The following is an 18,899-nucleotide window of genomic DNA, read 5'->3' on the forward strand; positions in this document are numbered from 1 at the left end:
CACTATACATGCCATCAGCGGTCTCCGAGCCGGGTATGGCGCTGGGGTTCTCCACAGCGGCTGGGGCGCAGTGTCCCGCGTCGCCTGCTCCCGTCGTTCATACACGCGGTATGAAGCGGACACGCGCGGATTCGCGTGCAGGCGCACATTTACGATCCGGAATAGTATGTATTCCGGGCATTGACTTTACGCGAAAATCGAAGTACTATCCGGTCGATTCCATAGTTGAGTTACGACTTACCCGGGCTGGAAAGCTCCTCTCCAAGGACGCGCATAATGGACGCGCACCGGTTTCATTGGTATGTGATCAACGCACGTCGGGGTGCCATCGCCTCCTGCGCCATAGCGCCAGCGCTGCCGGCGAAGGAGCGGCGCCATGCTGCTGCCATCGCTTGCGCCGCGGGCCGCGCAAGAGACGAAATCCCGTTGCAGGTCCGTCGCCGACATTTGGTGCAGCATCCGTCCGTCATCGCAATTCATCTCCACAATACACTGCATATTCATCCCGAGCCAGCCGTACTGCGCTGCGGGACGCATGAAATCCACCCCATCCAGGCTTCCCGAATATTCACACGAAACACTGTCAGATCGAAACCGCCGTGCGCGGACCCGTCGCGTGCGTATTCCTCTACGCGCCGTAGGTCGCAGCTGCGCGTCGCCTCGGTATCACCATCCATTCCATCAGCACCTCACGGATACAGAGAAAGGAGTCCGCAATGAACAACCTGATCGCGCCATGCAGAATCGGCATGCTGGTGCTTCTCGCTCTCCTCTGCCTGCGCTGCGGGGAAGAGAATTCCACGCAGCCGGCGCCGGATCCCAATGACAACGCGCTGCCCGGGGTCTCATACATGGGACACGGCTACGATGTGTTCGGCGACTACGCCAAATCCGAGCATGTGAAAAGTCCGCTCTTCCAGTACGGTGATTGGAGTACCGTCACCGTACAAGGCAAGGCGTATTCCATTCCGAAGGATATTGCGTACACCAGCGTCAATACTTCGGACTTCCGATCCGTCTACGGCCTGACGTCTCATGAGTACAGAAATCACATGAGCGTGAATGCGAGTTTGAGCGGCTCGTACTCATTCTTCAGCATGTCCGTAACCAACAACTACAGTGCGAGCTATTACAAGAGCAGCAACAAAGCGTTCTGTACGGTGCAGAATGTGATCAAGAAATGGAAGCTGACGCTTCCGTATACGGATACCGCGAAGCTGAAGGGTCTGCTGACCGCAGAGGCGAGAAGCGACATAGCCACACTCGCGCCACAGACACTTTTCAGCAAATACGGCACCCATTTCCTGGCCGAACTGCTCATCGGCGCACGGGCGGATTACAATACCTGCGTCACCAAATGCGCAGAGACTTCGATAATCAAGAACAACTTCGAGATCTGTGCCGAAGCGAGTTTCAAAAAGAAATCGGGTTCGGGCAGTTTCTCCATAGTGACGGAGCAGCAGTTGCAGAGCTTCGAGAGCAATTCCTCACAGAAGCTGAAAGTCTCGGGTGGCAGAAGTGAATACGGATCCTACATCTTTCAGACCGGCAAGTACGACAAATGGATAGAGTCCATCAACAACCTCGAAGATTTGACGATAGCGGATTTCACACAGAACAGCCTGATTCCGATTTGGGAATTGTGCGCGGATGAGGTGAGAAAAAACCAACTGCGCACGGCGTTCGACACCTACGCCATGCAGTTCGCCCTGCCGGCGCTGGTGAATGACGCGATCGACGGACTGTATTTCGAAGTATCGAACAATGCGCCTGTTACCCCGACACCGGGATGGACCATCATTAATCAGGATCTGAACAGAGATGCGAAGGGCAAATTCATATTTCTGTGTTACAAAACAGGCCTCGACGATACGGAAACCATCTCCGACATCACGTTTCTCCTCAATAATCAGGCGACCCCGGCCGGCTACAACAAGATCCCGCAGGATCTGAATGAAGGTGCGGGTGGGGACTTCATCTATTTGTGCTATAAGAAGCAAATCACCAACAGGCCGATTCGCAGAATCGTCATCCTGATCGGACGGGATGCGGCGCCGCCTCCAGGATTCTACTTCGCCGAGAATTTCTATTACCGGAGGAAGCAGGACCTCAACGAGGGCGCCGGAGGAAACTTCATCTGGCTGGCGTACTCGTACGATCTGCCGAATTCCTGGGATTGAAAAACTCCAGGCCACGATGGAAGTGCACATACGTTGCGGGCACACGCGGGAGGGTTGATTTCGCTCATACGTGCGTCTGAACGGGTCTATTTTCCGGGCCGGGCGTAGTTCGGGCACGGGGGAATTCGGATATTGTCCAGAAAAAGCAGACATTTCCGAAATACCAGTGCCTGCGCGCCGGGCATCATCATCGTCCACCGGGTTCACGCGCATGTTCACGGAGGGTCATCTTTTCCGCATACATTCGAAAGGAAGCCATACCCATGTCCTATACACCGATAACCATAGAAGCAAGCATCGCTGCCGATACCGCCGTTGTCTGGGAGTATTATACAAAACCCGAGCACATCATCGGGTGGAATTTCGCTACACCGGAGTGGCAGTGTCCCGCCGCGGAAAACGACCTTCGCGCCGGCGGGCGCTACTTCGCGCGGATGGAGGCGAAAGACGGCAGTTATGGCTTCGACTTCGAAGCCGTGTATGACGAAGTGATTCCGCAAGAGAAAATCGCCTATACCATGGGGGACGGCAGACGTGCGACGACGACATTCGAGGGCCTCGGCGCGACGACAAAGGTCACGACGATTTTCGATGCCGAAGCTTCCAATCCTCTGGAAATGCAAAGAGCCGGTTGGCAGGCGATTCTGGACAATTTCAAGAGCTATTGCGAAGCACGACACGCGGATGAGCAGTGAACCCGCATGCCGCAGCAGCGTTCTGCGCAAGCCGGCGCCGTACATATCAAACACATGCATCCCCGAAAGGTACCGAATACTATGCACACGGACATTCTAGCCTACAACGCAGCGTTGGCACCCGAGGAGCAGGAGATCTGCGATACGCTGGCTGCTGAAATCTGTCGCGCGTTGCCTGAAGCGGAGAACAAAATCTGGCACCGTCATCCCGTCTGGTTCCTGGATGGGAATCCCGTCGCGGGGTACAGCAAATTAAAGGGCTGCGTCCGCCTGCTGTTCTGGAGCGGGCAGTCCTTTGAAGAAGCGGAACTGCGCCCGGAGGGCAGCTTCAAAGCGGCCGAGAAGCGCTATACCACCGTCGAAGAGGTGAAGGTAAAGGAACTGAAGCGCTGGCTCGAGAAGAGCAGGGACATACAGTGGGATTACAAGAATCTGGTGAAAAGGAAAGGCAAGCTCGAGCGCCTGAAATGAACTGACCCGTCCCGATCCGCAGCATCCGTGTACCAATGCGTACGCGGATTTCGCGGATGGATCATGGCAGCTTGGAACATACCATACCTTTGCGTATTATTCCCGCCGAGCTGATTTTTAATTATCCACCTGCAATCGAGGCCTGTGAAGATTCGATCCATCCTGATCGCGAACAGGGGAGAAATCGCTGTTCGCATACAACGCGCCTGCCGCGAGCTGGGAATACGCAGCGTCGCCGTCTATTCCGACGCCGACCGCGACGCCCTGCACGTGCGCAACGCCGACGAAGCTTACAACATCGGTCCCGCACCCTCCGCACAAAGTTATCTGCGCGCCGACGTCCTCATCGATACCGCTCTGCGCGCCGGCTGCGATGCCGTTCATCCGGGTTATGGCTTTCTTTCGGAAAATGCGTCGTTCGCGCAAGCCGTGCGCGACGCAGGTCTGCTGTTCATCGGTCCACCCGCATCGGCCATACGCAGCATGGGCGACAAAACATCCGCGCGCACCCTGATGATGCAAAAGAACGTTCCCGTGGTGCCGGGGACGGACAAGGCCATCACCTCCGACGACGAAGCGCTGGCCACCGCGGACAGCATCGGCTATCCGGTGCTGCTCAAGGCGGCGGCCGGGGGCGGCGGAAAGGGCATGCGCGTGGTGGAACGCCCGGATGACTTGCTCAAAGCTCTCGAAGGTGCGCGAAACGAAGCCCGCTCCGCCTTCAGCGATGATCGCGTGTACATGGAGAAATACGTCCTCGAACCGCGTCACATCGAGATACAGGTCCTCGCGGATGCGCACGGCAATTGCGTGTACCTCGGCGAGCGAGAATGCTCCATTCAGCGGCGTCATCAGAAAGTCGTCGAAGAAGCGCCGTCCGTGATCGTTGACGCGGATCTGCGGCGGCGGATGGGTGAAGCGGCGGTGCAGGCGGCGAAATCCTGCGGCTACGAGAACGCCGGTACCATAGAATTTCTGGTGGATCGGGACAAGAATTTTTACTTTCTGGAAATGAATACGCGTTTGCAGGTGGAGCACCCCGTCACCGAAATGGTGACCGGCATAGATCTCGTGAAAATGCAGATTCGCGTGGCCGAGGGCGAACCGCTCCCGTTCACCCAGGCGGATATCGTCATTCGCGGCCATGCCATAGAATGCCGCATTTGTGCGGAAGATGTACGCGGCAATTTTCTGCCCTCCGTCGGCACGCTGCTCGAATATCGTCCACCGCACGGTTTCGGTGTGCGCGACGACAGCGGTGTGAGTTCCGGCAGCGACATTTCCATTCACTACGATCCCATGTTTGCGAAGCTCATCGCCTGGGGTATGGATCGGGACGATGCGATAGGAAAAATGCGCCGGGCGCTGGACGAATTCGTGATTCTCGGCGTGGAGACAACGATTCCTTTTTGCAGATACGTCATGGACCATCCCAACTTCCTGAACGGCGACTTCGCCATCGATTTCGTGCAAAAGCATTTTCGCGTCGAAGATCTTGCGCAGCCCGATGAAGATGCGACGCTGGCCGCGATGCTCGGATCCGTGCTGGTGGAACAATGGCAACCCGTTTCTGCCGAACCCGCGCAACGTAACGGACACGGGCCGCAGCGCCAGTGCTCGCCTTGGGTCATGCGTCACAGAAGAGGAGGGCATTGATATGGCGAAGTACACCGCACGGGCGGCCGGCAGGGAAGCCATCATCGAAACACGGGAGGACGGAGGAATCTTTGTCAACGGGGAAGCGGTAGATGCGGAGCTGTACCGCAGCAGACAGGGCCATTTTCTGCGCATCGGCACACGGGTCTGGTCACTCAACGTGCTCGATGCAGCCGATGATGCGGGCTTGCGCCACATCGCCGTGAACGGCCGTGTGATAGCGGTGGAACTCAATGATGAGACGTCCTTATTATTGCGTTCGTTGGCGACGGACAAGGCCACGCGGGTACATCACGCGGTGTTGCGATCTCCTATGCCGGGCCGCATCGCGCGGGTGCTGGTGCACGAAGGTGAGCTGATCGAAGCCGGCCAGGGCGTACTCATCCTTGAGGCCATGAAGATGGAAAATGAAATAAAAGCTCCTTCCACCGGTATCGTGAAAGCGGTAGTGGTGAAGGAAGGTGATGCGGTCGAGAAAAACGCTCTTCTCATAGAAATCTCCTGATGTACTCACATTCCACGGAGGATCAGTGTTCAGACTGCGAACCTCACTGCTGCTCGTCGCAATCGTTCTGTGCGGAAGCTCGGCTGTTCACGCCGGCGGCTTTCAGTTGAACGAACACGGTGCGCGGGCCATGGCACAGGCGGGCGCATTCGCCGCGCGCGCGAGCGACCCCTCGGCCATGTTCTTCAATCCCGCAGGACTTTCCTTCCAGCGGGGCTTTCAGGTGATGGGCGGCGCCACGCTCATCACACCGAGTTACTCCTACTACGGTCCGAGCAACAACAACAGCAATCAGCGCTGGGACATGCTCGACAACATGTTTTATCCCCCGAATTTCTACGCCGCGAACACCTGGACGGACGGTGTGCTGAGTGGCTTCGCGGCCGGTATCGGCGTGACTACTCCGTACGGCCTCGGCACGGAATGGGCGGACAACTGGGTCGGCCGCGCGGTTACCCGTGAAATCGAACTACAGACCTTCTACATCATGCCGACGGTTTCCTATGCCGTCAATGAGTGGCTGGCCTTCGGCCTGGGTGCAAATATCGTATTCTCGAATGTGAGTTTGCGCCGGGCGGTGACGAATTTCGATCCCGAGCTGGACCTGGAACTGGAGGGCAGCGGCGATCCGGCGTTCAGCTGGAACATGGGTGTCATCGTGAAACCCATGGAGAACGTGAGTCTCGGTTTCACTTACCGGGCTGAGACCTCGATTGATTTCGAAGGCACGGCGAATTTCCATCCCACCGCCGCGCTGCAACCGTTGTTTCCCGGCGGCGACGTAACGACATCGTTGAGTCCTCCCGCCACGTGGTTTGCCGGCATCGCCTGGGCGCCGGTGAAAAATTTTGAGCTGGAATTCGATTTCCAGGGCATACAATGGTCCAGCTACGATAAACTGGCCCTGGATTTCGCCGTGGACAATGTGAACACGGCCGGCGTTGCGCAGACCGACGTATCCATGCCAAAGGATTATGAGGATACGTTTATCCTGCGTCTCGGTGCGGAATACCGCATACCGCTGCTCGGTCTGGCTCTGCGTGGCGGATACTTCTATGACCGCAATCCGGTGCCGGACAAGAGCCTCGAGCCATTGCTTCCGGATTCGGATCGGCATGGACTCAACATCGGCTTCGGCTTCGATCTGCTGCCCAGTCTCACGATTGACGTGGCGTATCTGAATCTCATTTTCCTCGATCGCGTCACCAACGAGACAACACATCCGGATGGTGTACACATGAACGGCAAGTACACCGGAAACGCGTCCCTGATCGGTTTTAACATCACATACGTGCTGGGAGGTGACTGATGAATACCACGCACTACTTCCGGATACTTTGCTGTGTGCTGTTTCTCGGCGCGATTGCTTCGTGCAGTGAGGAAGAGAATCCGGTGAAGGATTTTTCCCTCGGCAGCATCGATGCCTCCGTGTACGTTGCCGTCGGCGACAGTTACACCGCGGGAATGCAATCCGCTTCGCTCTTCGAGCAGGGGCAGATGTACAGTTATCCCAATCTCATCGCGGCGCAGATCAAGACGCCCGCATTCGTGCAACCCCTCATGCCGTATCCCGGGACAGGGGAGTTGCGGCTTCTTTCCTCCATGTCCCCGCCGAGCATCGTCGCGAAGAATCCGAGTTTGAATCCGCCAACCAACGTGGCGCACGGGACTGCCTATCACAATCTCGGCATCCCCTTCGCCATCATGTATGACGCTCTGGACACATCACCCATCGCCGAGCGGGGCACAACACGTGGTAATCCCTTCTATCAGATGATCATGCGAAATCAGACGGCGTTCGGAGTGTCGCTGGTGGATCAGGCCATCAGCTTGAACCCAACGTTCATGACGTTCTGGCTCGGGTATTCCGACGTGCTCGAGTATGCGAGATCGGGTGGCACGCGCGGCACGAACTCCGGCCTCGACGGCAATCCTCCGGGGAAATTCCCCACGGAAATCGCGGTATTCCAGCAGTCCGTACAAGCCGCGTTCGCAAAAATCAAGGCAATGCTCCCGAACACCAAAGTCCTGGTGGCGAACATTCCGAATCCGACGAAATTGCCATATTTCACCACTGTTCCACGCAAGGTCGCCAATCCGACGAATCCGGAACAGCCGCTGTCCATTTATTATCGGAATAATGACAACAATGTCATTTCCGTCGGACCCAACGAGTTCGTGTTGCTCACTGCGCAGGACCAGCTCAAACAGATGATCGGACTTTCGCCGAGCAATCCGCTGCCATCCGCCTTCGTGCTCGATGACGCAGAGGTGAGCACGGTGATCAATGCCGTGACGGCGTACAACACCATCATCTATACCGAAGCGCTTCGTCAGGGCTTCACGCTGGTTGACATGCATGCGTACTTCGACAAGTTGGTCAGCGACGGCGTGCATATCGCCGGAGAGAGCTACTCAGGCGCCTTTATCACCGGTGGGGTGTTCAGTCTCGATGGCATTCATCTCAGCGCACGTGGCAACGGACTCGTCGCGAATCACTTCATCGCGGCTATGAACCAGGCCTACGGGGCCAGCATACACAATGTGCAGATGCACACGCTCCCCGGTATCCCGGCGCCCGGCACGTTCAGCAAGCGCTGAGCGACACGGATTTCCGCGGATGAAAAGGCGGATTAACGCGAATTAGTCCGAATGGTGATGCGGGAAGGAGCATTTTTGACCGCATGATTGCCGTGGAATTACTTGACGACACCCTGCTGAAGAGCGGGGTGTCGTTTTATTTTTCTGCACCCGCGTCGCTGCGTCGATACGTGTGTTTCACTCTCTCGCCACAAAATCGTACTTTTCATGCTGTACCGATTTCGGAACCCGAAACAGCAGGACCGCATGATCAACGAACCCGTCGTCACCGCCGATATCGCCCGAGAACTGGGTCTCACGGACGAGGAGTACCAGAAAATTCTCGCCTACCTCCAAGGCCGCACACCGACGTACACCGAACTCGGGATGTACAGTGTGATGTGGAGTGAGCATTGCTCGTACAAAAATTCCATCGCCGTACTCAAGACCCTTCCGCGCAGCGGGGGACGTTTGCTCGTTGGCGCAGGTGAAGAGAACGCCGGACTGGTGGACATAGGCGATGGGCTCGCTATCGCATTCAAAATTGAATCACACAATCACCCGTCGGCTATCGAACCGTTCCAGGGTGCCGCGACGGGCGTTGGCGGGATTTTACGGGACATATTCACCATGGGTGCGCGACCCATCGCGGCCTGCGACTCGCTGCGCTTCGGGGATCCCGCGAATCCGCGTGTACAATTCCTCGTGAAAGGAGTCGTGCACGGCATCGGCCATTACGGGAACTGTTTCGGCGTACCCACGGTCGCCGGAGAGATATACTTCGACAATGCGTATCAGGGGAATCCCCTTGTCAATGCCATGGCTGTCGGCATCGTGAAGCATGATCAAACCGCTTCCGCCATAGCGAAAGGCGCCGGCAACCCGGTGATGATCGTCGGCTCCTCCACAGGACGTGACGGCATACACGGCGCAACTTTTGCCTCGGTGGACTTGAGCGAAGAATCGGAGTCGAAGCGTCCGTCTGTGCAGGTTGGCGATCCCTTTACGGAGAAGCTGCTACTCGAGGCGACACTCGAAATCATCCGTGAGGATTTGATCATCGGCATACAGGACATGGGAGCCGCAGGCATCACCTGTTCGTCCTGCGAAATGTCCGCAAAAGGCGAGAGCGGCATGGATCTCGATCTCGATCTCGTGCCCGCGCGTGAAGAGAACATGAGCGCCTACGAGTTGCTGCTTTCGGAGTCACAGGAGCGCATGCTCGTCGTGGCCAAGCAGGGAAGTGAAGCGCGGGTGAAGGAAATTTTCGACAAGTGGGATCTGCATGCCGTTACCATCGGCCATGTGACCGACGACGGCATGGTGACGATTCGCCGTCACGGTGAGGTGAAGGCCGTGGTCCCCGCCGACAGTCTCGTGCTGGGCGGCGGAGCGCCGGTGTACATACGCGAAACGAAGCGACCGGATTATCTCGATCTCACGGAGTCCTTCCGCATGGAATCCGTTCCCGTGCCCTCCGATTGCGGCGCCGTGCTGCTCGCCCTGCTCGGAACGCCGAATATCGCCAGCAAGCGCTGGGTGTACGAGCAGTACGATACCTCCGTGCGGACCAATACGGCGGTCGGACCCGGTTCCGACGCCGCAGTCATTCGTATCAAAGGAACGGACAAGGCCATCGCCGTGTGCACCGATTGCAACGGCCGGTATGTGTATCTCAATCCCCGCAAGGGAGCGAGCATCGCCGTAGCCGAAGCAGCGCGCAACGTCGCCTGCACCGGTGCACAACCGTTGGCGATCACGAATTGTCTGAACTTCGGCAATCCCTACAAGCCGGAGGTGTATTATCAATTCCGCGAGGCCTGTGGTGGCATGGGCGATGCCTGCCGCGTCTTCGATACACCCGTCACCGGCGGCAACGTCAGTTTCTACAATGAAAATCCCAATGGCGCCGTATTCCCGACGCCTGTCATCGGCATGCTGGGCCTGATCGAGCATGTCGATCACATCACCACCTCCGGTTTCCGTACCGCGGGCGATGCGGTGATTCTGTTCGGCGAAGCGCAGAACGACATCAACGGCAGCGAGTACCTGGCGAGCTGGCATGGCATCGTCGGAGGGGACGCACCGTTCCTCGATCTCGACCAGGAGAAACGCCTCCATGCGGCGCTGCTCGCGGCCATACGCGCCGGACTGCTGCACAGCGCGCACGACGTGTCCGACGGCGGACTTGCCGTCTGTCTGGCCGAGTGCTGCCTCACGTCGCCGTCCAAGCTCGGGACTGTAGTCTCCCTGCCGGTGAATGATCTGCGAAAGGATGCCTTGTATTTCGGGGAGTCGCAATCGCGCGCTGTCGTGAGCTGCGATTCCGCGCGCGTTGATGAACTCCTCGCCCTGGCTGCCGCGCACGGCGTACCCGCAATGTCCATCGGAATCGTCGGGGGGGCGGAGCTCCGCGTGAACGACGACATCGGCATTGCAGTGAGCGACATGGACGCACGCTACGAACGCGCGCTTCCGGAGCTATTAGAATCCGGGGCATGAAACGCTCGGGTAAGGAGCGCATGCAGCAGGCACTGACCCTGCTGAGGGATTTCCTCTCGCTGCATTGGGTGCGCGACACCTTCATGTATTTCATCCGCATCGTGGAGCGGATGGAACAGAATCACATTTTTCTTTCCGCCGCCGGCCTCAGTTTCAATGTGTTGCTGTGCTTCATCCCGCTCGTCCTTCTGGTGTTTTACGCGCTGGGCTTTTACCTCGGGACGGAGGACGCCATAGCGACCGTGGATCGCTCCATACAGGATCTGGGATTATTTCCGTATGAGCGCGAGCAGTTGCGCGGAATGGTGATCGATCTCATACGCGAGTTCGTCGGCGGTTCGCAACTGGCCGGCCTCATCGGCGCGTTGGGCCTGATATGGACCTCCAGCGCACTATTCGGCGCATTACGCACCGTGCTGGGCCGGATTTTTCACGTGGAAGACACACGGAGCATTTTCGCATCCAAGCTTCGCGACTTCGCAATGTTGTCTGTCGTCGGAATCGCCGTCATACTCGTGACGGTGTTCATGTACGGTGTGTCCATGATCAAGGGGCTGGGACAAAAGGTGTTCGGCTTGGAATTGGAGTCGTTCATCTTTAATGACGTGCTCAACGCCCTGATTCCCTTCGTCCTCAGTTTTTTACTCTTCCTCATCGTGTTCACCATCGTCCCGGACAAGCGGCAGCGATTTCGCGTTGTCCTGATTGCCAGCAGCATCGCCGCATTGCTGTGGGGACTGGCGAAGTTCGCTTTTTCCTACTACCTGCAGCATCTGTGGAAAATCGGCATGATTTACGGTCCCTACGCCGTACTCGTCGCCACCGCCCTGTGGGTGTATTACAGCAGTCTCGCACTGCTCTTCGCAGCGGAGGTGGGACAGATGTACGACGAACGGCGACGACTCCGCAAGCTGTTTACCGAGAAAAGCCTGACACGCGTCGTTGAGCGCAGCAGGGAAACCACGCTGCGCTTTCCGACACACGAGTGACGACACAGGATTGCCTGCCCGCCGAAGCATCATAGGACCATGGTACAACCGTCAGTTCGTAAGAGCGCAGGCGGGACGACTGACGATTAACGACTTACGAGTACCTCTGTCCGGACGGAGCGATTACACGGTGTAACCTTCAACGTTTCACGTCTCTCAAATTCTGACGAATTCGCGCGTTACAAGTGAACTGAGCAGACACCAATTCGTAAATCGTCAGTCTTTTCTGTCCTGCAGGAACGGTTTAAACAGGTCAATGGGAATGGGGAAGAGTGTCGTCGAATTGTGTTCTGCGGCGACGACAGTCAACGTTTGCAGATACCGCAATTGTAAGGCGGCCGGATTGCGTGAAAGCACTGCGGCGGCATCCGCGAGTTTTGCGGAAGCCTGAAACTCTCCTTCGGCGGCGATGACTTTCGCGCGGCGTTCGCGCTCCGCTTCGGCTTGTTTGGCCATGGCGCGCTGCATTTCCTGCGGGAGGTCTATATGCTTCACCTCCACGAGACTGACCTTGATGCCCCAGGGCTCCGTCTGGTGGTCGATGATTTCCTGCAACTGTTTGTTGATTTTGTCGCGTTCCGAGAGGAGTTCGTCCAGCTCGGACTGACCGAGTATGCTGCGCAGCGTGGTCTGTGAGAGCTGACTGGTCGCGAACATAAAGTTCTCCACCTCGACTATCGCTTTCGAGGAATCGATAACACGGAAATACACGACCGCGCTCACCTTCACCGACACGTTGTCGCGCGTGATAACGTCCTGCGGCGGCACATCGAGGACGATGGTACGCAAACTGACCTTGACCATGCGGTCCACCAGCGGTATGACAAGGATGAGTCCCGGTCCCTTCGCCGCGATAAGGCGGCCGAGGCGGAAAATCACGCCGCGTTCATATTCGCGCAGCACTCGTATGGCGCTGCTGAGTATGAGCACGATGAACATGATGAGAACGCCGAAAACACTTCCGATTGCATCCATACGTGTACCTCTTTTCGCTTGCGTGAAATAGATGTGCGGATTTAAGCTGAATACTGCGTATCGTCCGTGGGCTCCACGATGAGGACGAAGCCGGCCATGCCGTGCACGGTGACGCGGGCGCCCGCGGGGACTGTGGCTGAAGTGCATCGCGCTTTCCAGCGTTCGCCATGCACGAATACCGCGCCTTCCGGATCAAGATCCTCGAGTACGGTGCCGATTTCTCCACGCAGTCCTTCTGAGCCTGTTGTGGGTTTCTTCCGCTGTGCCGCGATACCTTTGCCGACGACGAAGAGGAAGAAGGCAGCAGAACACAGCGTGACCGCAAGTATAACGGTGGTGGAAATCTCGAGAAACTCCAGTCCCGGCTGTGTGTCTATGAGCATGATGGAGCCGAGAAAAAGCGAAACGACGCCGCCGACAGACAGCAGGCCGTGGCTGACGATTTTGACTTCCAGAATGAACAGAATGACACCGAAGAGTATCAGTGCCAGTCCCGCATAATTGACCGGCAGTGTGTTCATGGAATAAAATGCGAGGATGAGGCAGATTCCTCCGACGACACCGGGAAAAATCGCACCGGGATTGTAGAGTTCGAAGAACAGTCCGTACATCCCGAGCATGAGCAGAATATAGGCGATGTTCGGATCGCTGAGCACATCCAGCAATTCCTGCTGAAAGGACATGTCCCGTTGCACGATCTCCGCGTCAATGAGGGAGAGGGTGATCGTGTCGCCGCGAACAGCGACGCGTCTGCCTTCGAGCTGCGCGAGCAGGTCTTTCTCGTCCCGGGCAACGAGATCTATCACGTTGAGTCGCAGCGCTTCGGTTTCCGTAATTGCAGCGCTTTGACGCACGCTCGCTTCCGCCCAGTCCCTGTTCCTGCCGCGCTCCTCGGCGATACTGCGCGCAAATGCTGCGGCATCATTGGTGGCTTTGGAGAGCGGGACATTGGAGGAGTCCGCGATGTTGCTCTGGCCCTCTGCGATGGTTACCGGATGCGCGGCACCGATATTCGTGCCAGGCGCCATGGCTGCCACATGTGCGGCCATGGTGATGAAGGCACCGGCCGATGCCGCCTGTGAACCGCCGGGTGCGACATAGACAATGACGGGAAGAGGACTTTCAAGAAAATCCCGTACAATCTCTCTTGTGGACTGCAGCAGGCCTCCGGGTGTATTCAGCCGCAACAACACCGCGCTCATGCCCATTTGTTGTGCTTCTTCGATCGCGTCGTGAAGATATTTCGCGGAGGCGGGATTGATACTTCCGTCGATAGTGACGGAGAGGATACGTTGCTGACCGGAAAGCGGCGTTGCGCCACTGAAGACGATGAAAAGGAGCAGGGAGAGCAGTATGCCGCGGAAGTGCATGATGACCCTCGTCAATGGTGACGGTGTAGTGTACAGAAACTCGGGTCAAGACGCAACAGGCATCCGATGAAAAGGAAAGTGCCGGAGTGCGTTTGCGGAAGCCGTTTACCACGTTGTCCCCGCCCTTTCGGCACAAGGCGAAACGCAAGGATGGAATCGAGTTCCCCTCGACCGCATGCTACCGGGAAAAAGGTGTCCTTTCGGGGGGCAAATCTGGATTGTTCCGTTCGATCTTTCGCCGTACTATTGTATTACAGATACATGCATCCGCTGTAAATGGAGGGCCCGGAGTGAAACATTTGCTGTACAATATAGCGGCCGTACTGCTGCTGTGTGCGCGTCCCGCTCTAGCTCAGGATGACCAGGAAAGAATGCGGAATCCATGGCGGTGGGAAAGAACGGACATGGGTGTCATGGCCGGCTTTGGTGCCTCGGGTATGTCGTTCCGGACCGGCCTGGTATACTTCGATGTCACAATCGCCTACAAGCCGCCGGATTTTGCGGATATCCGCCATTGGTTCGCGAAGAAGGCCGATCCTGACAGCGACAAGGGTCTGTTGATAACGGGATTCGCACTCGGTGGAATCGTGCCAATGGGAAGATTCGGTATCATGGGTGGTCTGGATCTGCATCTCCGTAGTTCGCTATTCACGGAGTACAGGGGCGCGAAACCGGACATCAAAAAGTACTCAACCCAACTTCACTATTTGGCGGGACTGTATTTCATTCCGACGTGGTGCGGGATCGGGCTCGGTTACGGGACAGGAAGGTCGTTCAATGCATCCTTTGTGTGGATGATTGGAGAGAGTTGAAACTGACATGCATGGCATCGACACAAAATCATTACGCGGTACATTTGCGCCGGGCAAACATCCCGGGTTTCCATCATCCCAGTTGTCAGCGGTAAACCGTTTGCATCGAGCGGGTCATGCGTGACCTGCTGGTTCAATAAACGAACGCTCGATCAGCAGGCTCCGGCCCTTACGCTGCCCCCGCATTCCACACTGTTTGCGTTGTAGTGCACACAGCTTCTCGCAATCGGTCACATCTTCCATACGTCCGTGCGCATGGCCATTTGGATTCACGTGCCGACATCGATGATTTCTTGAGAAGCAGCTATCCCGAAGTGAGAACCGAAGGTGGCGAAACGGAGAGAACTGTACACGAGAATGTACAACCTCGATAAGAAATCCTTCTTTCGAATGTCGAACGATGTGTACGAGTACAAGCTGCAGTGTGCAATAACGCCTCTATACTTGATTCAGAGATTCGGAAATTTCAACAGGGAGAAGGCATCGAATTCCTTCAAGGAAAGTATCAGCGAATGGCGTGCATGGAGCGACACAATAACAGCTTTCATCGGTACCAAGTGCTGTCGGAGTCACAGGCGAAATTGCGAGACGAATTGAATGCGAAAATACGGTGGGGTATGGGGGCGTGCGCGGACCTTGCTTCCACCTGTGGAAACTTCTACATTTCATGATTGATTCATTTGTTCATTTTGGTGTATGACCGGTTTTCTCGTAACAGTTTCCCTCGTTTGCGGCTGCGTTCTCAATTCCGACGGCGCATTCGTCGAAACACCGAATCTCACCCCTGTGCGTTCGGTGGTGGGAAGCGTTGTCACGGCGCTGTACGAGGTCGGGGTACGTGGCGACCACTCCTCCGCGAAGCTGCATGCCGGGATACACGCCGTTCTGACATTGAATGATGGGGTGCTCGGTGCGTGGACGTCGCGTTCCTTTGCCGATGCATCCTGCCGCGGGCGATCAAGCGCGTTCTATCTGACGCCTCCCGTGAGAGCGCCGTCGTTTCACTGATCGAACAGTGAAAACGTTGGTTGTAACTCCACAGGAACTCAATACAGGAACGATGACACCATGATGAATTTCATCACAAAACTCTTCGGCGGAAGTAAAAAAGAGCGGGACACCAAGCAACTCTTGCCTCTCGTTGAAGAGATAAACGAGCATTACGCAAAGCTTGCCTCTCTGACCGACGACGAACTGCGCGCGAAAACCACAGAATTCCGCGAGCGCATCCGCAACGAGATAGCGGGGATAGAAGAGGAAATCGCCGCCATACAGCAAACGCTGACCGAGGACAAGGAAGGGACTGACCGCGAGGCCCTGCATGACAAGCTCAAGGACCTGAAAACCGCTCTCAAGGAAACCATCGAGGACGTGCTCGACGATATTCTCCCGGAGGCCTTCGCCGTGGTCAAGGACACCTGCCGACGCCTGGTCGGCACGGAGTACCTGGTGGTCGATAATAAAATGACCTGGGACATGGTACCCTTCGACGTGCAGCTTATCGGTGGTATCGTTCTTCACCAGGGCAAGATATCCGAAATGGCGACCGGCGAAGGTAAAACACTCGTCGCGACCCTGCCGCTGTACCTCAATGCGCTTCCGGGCAAGGGCGTGCATGTCGTTACCGTCAACGATTATCTCGCACGCCGCGACAGCGAATGGATGGGGCTGGTATTTGAATTTCACGGAATCACCGTGGGGTGCATTCAGAACTGGATGAGTCCGCAGGAGCGCCGCGAAATTTACAACCGCGACATCACTTACGGCACGAACAACGAGTTCGGCTTCGACTACCTGCGCGACAACATGGTTATCGAGACTTCCGACCTCGTGCAGCGGGAACATAATTTCGCCATCGTGGACGAAGTGGACTCCGTGCTCATCGACGAGGCGCGAACGCCGCTCATCATCAGCGGTCCCATTGGTGAATCGGACCACAAGTTCGACGAAATGAAACCGCGTGTGGAACGCCTCGTCAACGCGCAGAACGCCTTTATCGCCAAAATTCTCGCAGAAGCGGAACGGCTGCTCGCCGAAGACAAGCGCGAGGAAGCAGGCGTGCTTATCTACCGTGCGCAGAGAGGTTTGCCCAAGAACAAGAAGCTGCTGAAAATCCTCAGTGAACCCGAGAATCAGTCCCTCATGCAGAAAACCGAGAATGTATACCGCGCCGACAACGCGCGCCGCATGCCGGAAATTCTCGAGGAGCTGTATTTCTCCATAGACGAAAAATCCTTCGCCGTCGATCTCACAGAGAAAGGCCGACTCTTCCTGGCACCGTCCAAGGACGAACCGGATTTCTTCGTCCTCCCGGACATCGCCGGCGAGATGAGCCAGCTCTCGGGTGAAGGTGTCGATCCGCGTGACATGCAGAAGCAGAAGGACAAGCTTCAGCAGCTCTATGCGGAGCGCAGCGACCGCATTCACACCGTACATCAACTCCTGAAGGCCTGGTGCCTGTACGAGAAAGACGTGGAATACGTCGTACAGGAGGGGAAGGTCATGATTGTGGATACCTTTACCGGCCGCATTCTCCCGGGCCGCCGCTACTCCGAAGGTCTGCATCAGGCGATCGAGAGCAAGGAAAACGTCAAAGTCGAAGGCGATACGCAAACCCTGGCCACGATTACCCTGCAGAACTACTTCCGTCTGTACAAAAAACTCGCCGGCATGACGGGTACCGCCGAAACGGAAGCGGGTGAGTTTTACGAGATCTACAAGCTGGACGTGGTCGTCATCCCCACCAACAAACCCATTGTTCGCGATGATCAGGAAGATCACGTGTACAAAACGAAACGTGAGAAGTACAACGCGGTCATAGATTTCGTGCAGGAATGCCGCGACAACCGCCAACCGGTGCTCGTCGGCACCACCAGCGTGGAGGTGTCGGAAACACTTTCCCGCATGCTCAAGCGCAAGAACATCGCGCATAACGTACTCAACGCCAAGCAGCATCAGCATGAGGCGGATATCGTGCGCAACGCCGGTCTGCCCGGCGCGGTGACCATCGCCACCAACATGGCCGGCCGCGGAACCGATATCAAGCTGGGGCCGGGCGTGCGCGAAGCGGGCGGTCTCGTTATCGTCGGAACGGAGCGGCACGAAGCCCGCCGCATCGATCGCCAGCTCCGCGGTCGCGCGGGACGCCAGGGCGATCCGGGCGCTTCGCGCTTCTACATCTCGCTGGAAGACGATCTCATGCGTTTGTTCAAATCCGACCGCATCGCCAGCGTGATGACGCGGCTGGGCGTACAGGAAGGCGAGGTTATCACCCACTCGATGATCACGAAATCCGTCGAGCGCGCGCAGAAGAAAGTCGAGGAGAATAATTTCGGCATCCGCAAGCGTCTGCTCGAATACGACAACGTGATGAATCAGCAGCGGACGGTCATTTACTCCCGTCGTCGCCAGGCGTTGCTCGGCGAGAATCTGAAAGATGAAATCTTCGACATGCTCGAGCAGTACGCTTCCGAGATAGCGGATACGCACTGGGAAGCCGGCGATATGGATGCGTTCCGCGAGGAAGTGCGAAGGAATCTCGTAGTGGATCTGCCCTTTGATCCGGACAAACAGCGCATAGGCAGCGCCGATGATCTGAAGGATCTTGTCATCTCGAACGCACGCGATTTTCTCCGCCGCAAGGAGGAGGATCTGGGATCCGATCTTATGCAGCAGCTCATGCGCATGGCCATGCTGCAGGTCATAGACATGCGGTGGAAGGAGCATCTCCGCGAGATGGACGATCTCAAGGAAGGCATTCACATGCGCGCGTACGGCCAGAAAGATCCTCTGATCGAATACAAGAAAGAGGCCTTCGAAATGTTCGTGCAGATGATCGGCATGATCAATCGCGAGGTGCTCGGCATGGTGTTCCGCCTCTATCCTGTGCGCGATCAGCAGATGCCGACGCGTCCGCGGGCACCGCGCATTTCCGACCTGGTCACCACGCATCAGTCCTCTGAAGGTATGGGGTATCAGGGGAACCGCGAGGCCATACCCGGAGCGGAGGCGCCGCAGGAGGCCATCGCCGGAAGACGGCAGCCCATACGCGTCGAGAAGCGGCCGGGACGCAACGATCCCTGTCCCTGTGGCAGCGGAAAGAAGTACAAGCAGTGTCACGGACTGTCCGAGCAGTAGCGCCGGTCCGGGCTGAAAGAAATTTCG

14 protein-coding genes and 1 pseudogene are annotated in these 18,899 nt (G+C 56.9%); 12 read left to right on the forward strand and 3 right to left on the reverse strand.

Annotated elements, in window-relative coordinates:
• Positions 1 to 237: 237 nt before the first annotated feature.
• Entirely contained in the window at positions 238 to 537 is a 300-nt protein-coding gene (locus M5R41_03545) for a hypothetical protein (GenBank protein ID MCZ7555462.1), read from the reverse strand.
• Between the two features lie 179 nt (positions 538 to 716).
• On the opposite strand from M5R41_03545, the gene M5R41_03550 reads away from it, so the two are divergent.
• From M5R41_03550 to M5R41_03590, 9 genes and pseudogenes are all read left to right on the forward strand, one after another.
• Positions 717 to 2,180 carry an MACPF domain-containing protein gene (locus M5R41_03550; GenBank protein MCZ7555463.1) on the forward strand — a complete coding sequence of 488 codons (1,464 nt, stop codon included), beginning with the start codon at positions 717 to 719 and terminating at the stop codon, positions 2,178 to 2,180.
• Between the two features lie 263 nt (positions 2,181 to 2,443).
• Complete coding sequence (locus M5R41_03555) at positions 2,444 to 2,875, forward strand: SRPBCC family protein (protein ID MCZ7555464.1); 432 nt, start codon at positions 2,444 to 2,446, stop codon at positions 2,873 to 2,875.
• An 81-nt stretch (positions 2,876 to 2,956) separates the two neighbouring features.
• Positions 2,957 to 3,346: a DUF1801 domain-containing protein gene (locus M5R41_03560; protein ID MCZ7555465.1), complete on the forward strand. Its 390-nt coding sequence runs from the start codon at positions 2,957 to 2,959 to the stop codon at positions 3,344 to 3,346.
• Positions 3,347 to 3,490: 144 nt separating this feature from the next.
• On the forward strand, positions 3,491 to 5,002 hold the full coding sequence (gene accC, locus M5R41_03565) for an acetyl-CoA carboxylase biotin carboxylase subunit (GenBank protein ID MCZ7555466.1): 1,512 nt from the start codon (positions 3,491 to 3,493) through the stop codon (positions 5,000 to 5,002).
• Positions 5,003 to 5,309: 307 nt separating this feature from the next.
• Positions 5,310 to 5,507: pseudogene (locus M5R41_03570) on the forward strand (hypothetical protein).
• A gap of 25 nt (positions 5,508 to 5,532) precedes the next feature.
• Complete coding sequence (locus M5R41_03575; protein MCZ7555467.1) at positions 5,533 to 6,816, forward strand: outer membrane protein transport protein; 1,284 nt, start codon at positions 5,533 to 5,535, stop codon at positions 6,814 to 6,816.
• A complete protein-coding gene (locus tag M5R41_03580; protein ID MCZ7555468.1) occupies positions 6,816 to 8,108 on the forward strand; it encodes a hypothetical protein in 1,293 nt (430 codons plus the stop codon). Before M5R41_03575 ends, M5R41_03580 begins: the two co-directional genes overlap by 1 nt.
• Before the next feature lie 246 nt (positions 8,109 to 8,354).
• Positions 8,355 to 10,589 (forward strand): phosphoribosylformylglycinamidine synthase subunit PurL, encoded by a 2,235-nt coding sequence (gene purL / locus M5R41_03585; GenBank protein MCZ7555469.1) that lies wholly within the window; start codon positions 8,355 to 8,357, stop codon positions 10,587 to 10,589.
• Positions 10,586 to 11,578 (forward strand): YihY/virulence factor BrkB family protein, encoded by a 993-nt coding sequence (locus M5R41_03590; GenBank protein ID MCZ7555470.1) that lies wholly within the window; start codon positions 10,586 to 10,588, stop codon positions 11,576 to 11,578. The genes purL and M5R41_03590 overlap by 4 nt, the downstream gene beginning before the upstream one ends.
• A gap of 216 nt (positions 11,579 to 11,794) precedes the next feature.
• On the opposite strand, the gene M5R41_03595 is transcribed toward M5R41_03590, so the two are convergent.
• Complete coding sequence (locus M5R41_03595) at positions 11,795 to 12,553, reverse strand: slipin family protein (protein ID MCZ7555471.1); 759 nt, start codon at positions 12,551 to 12,553, stop codon at positions 11,795 to 11,797.
• 41 nt (positions 12,554 to 12,594) lie between these two features.
• Positions 12,595 to 13,923 (reverse strand): nodulation protein NfeD, encoded by a 1,329-nt coding sequence (locus M5R41_03600; GenBank protein ID MCZ7555472.1) that lies wholly within the window; start codon positions 13,921 to 13,923, stop codon positions 12,595 to 12,597.
• Between the two features lie 290 nt (positions 13,924 to 14,213).
• Between M5R41_03600 and M5R41_03605 the strand changes: the two genes are divergently transcribed.
• The 3 genes from M5R41_03605 to secA all read left to right on the forward strand — a co-directional run bounded on the left by M5R41_03605 (position 14,214) and on the right by secA (position 18,872).
• Positions 14,214 to 14,735, forward strand: a complete 522-nt coding sequence (locus M5R41_03605; GenBank protein ID MCZ7555473.1) for a hypothetical protein — start codon at positions 14,214 to 14,216, stop codon at positions 14,733 to 14,735.
• A gap of 696 nt (positions 14,736 to 15,431) precedes the next feature.
• The gene (locus M5R41_03610; GenBank protein ID MCZ7555474.1) at positions 15,432 to 15,743 is read left to right on the forward strand and encodes a hypothetical protein; all 312 of its coding nucleotides are present in this window, start codon (positions 15,432 to 15,434) and stop codon (positions 15,741 to 15,743) included.
• Positions 15,744 to 15,803: 60 nt separating this feature from the next.
• Entirely contained in the window at positions 15,804 to 18,872 is a 3,069-nt protein-coding gene (secA, locus tag M5R41_03615) for a preprotein translocase subunit SecA (GenBank protein ID MCZ7555475.1), read from the forward strand.
• Positions 18,873 to 18,899: the final 27 nt, after the last annotated feature.

The sequence above is a fragment of the Bacteroidia bacterium genome (genome assembly GCA_027493955.1).
Classification (GTDB): Bacteria; Bacteroidota; Ignavibacteria; order SZUA-365; family SZUA-365; genus JAOSJT01.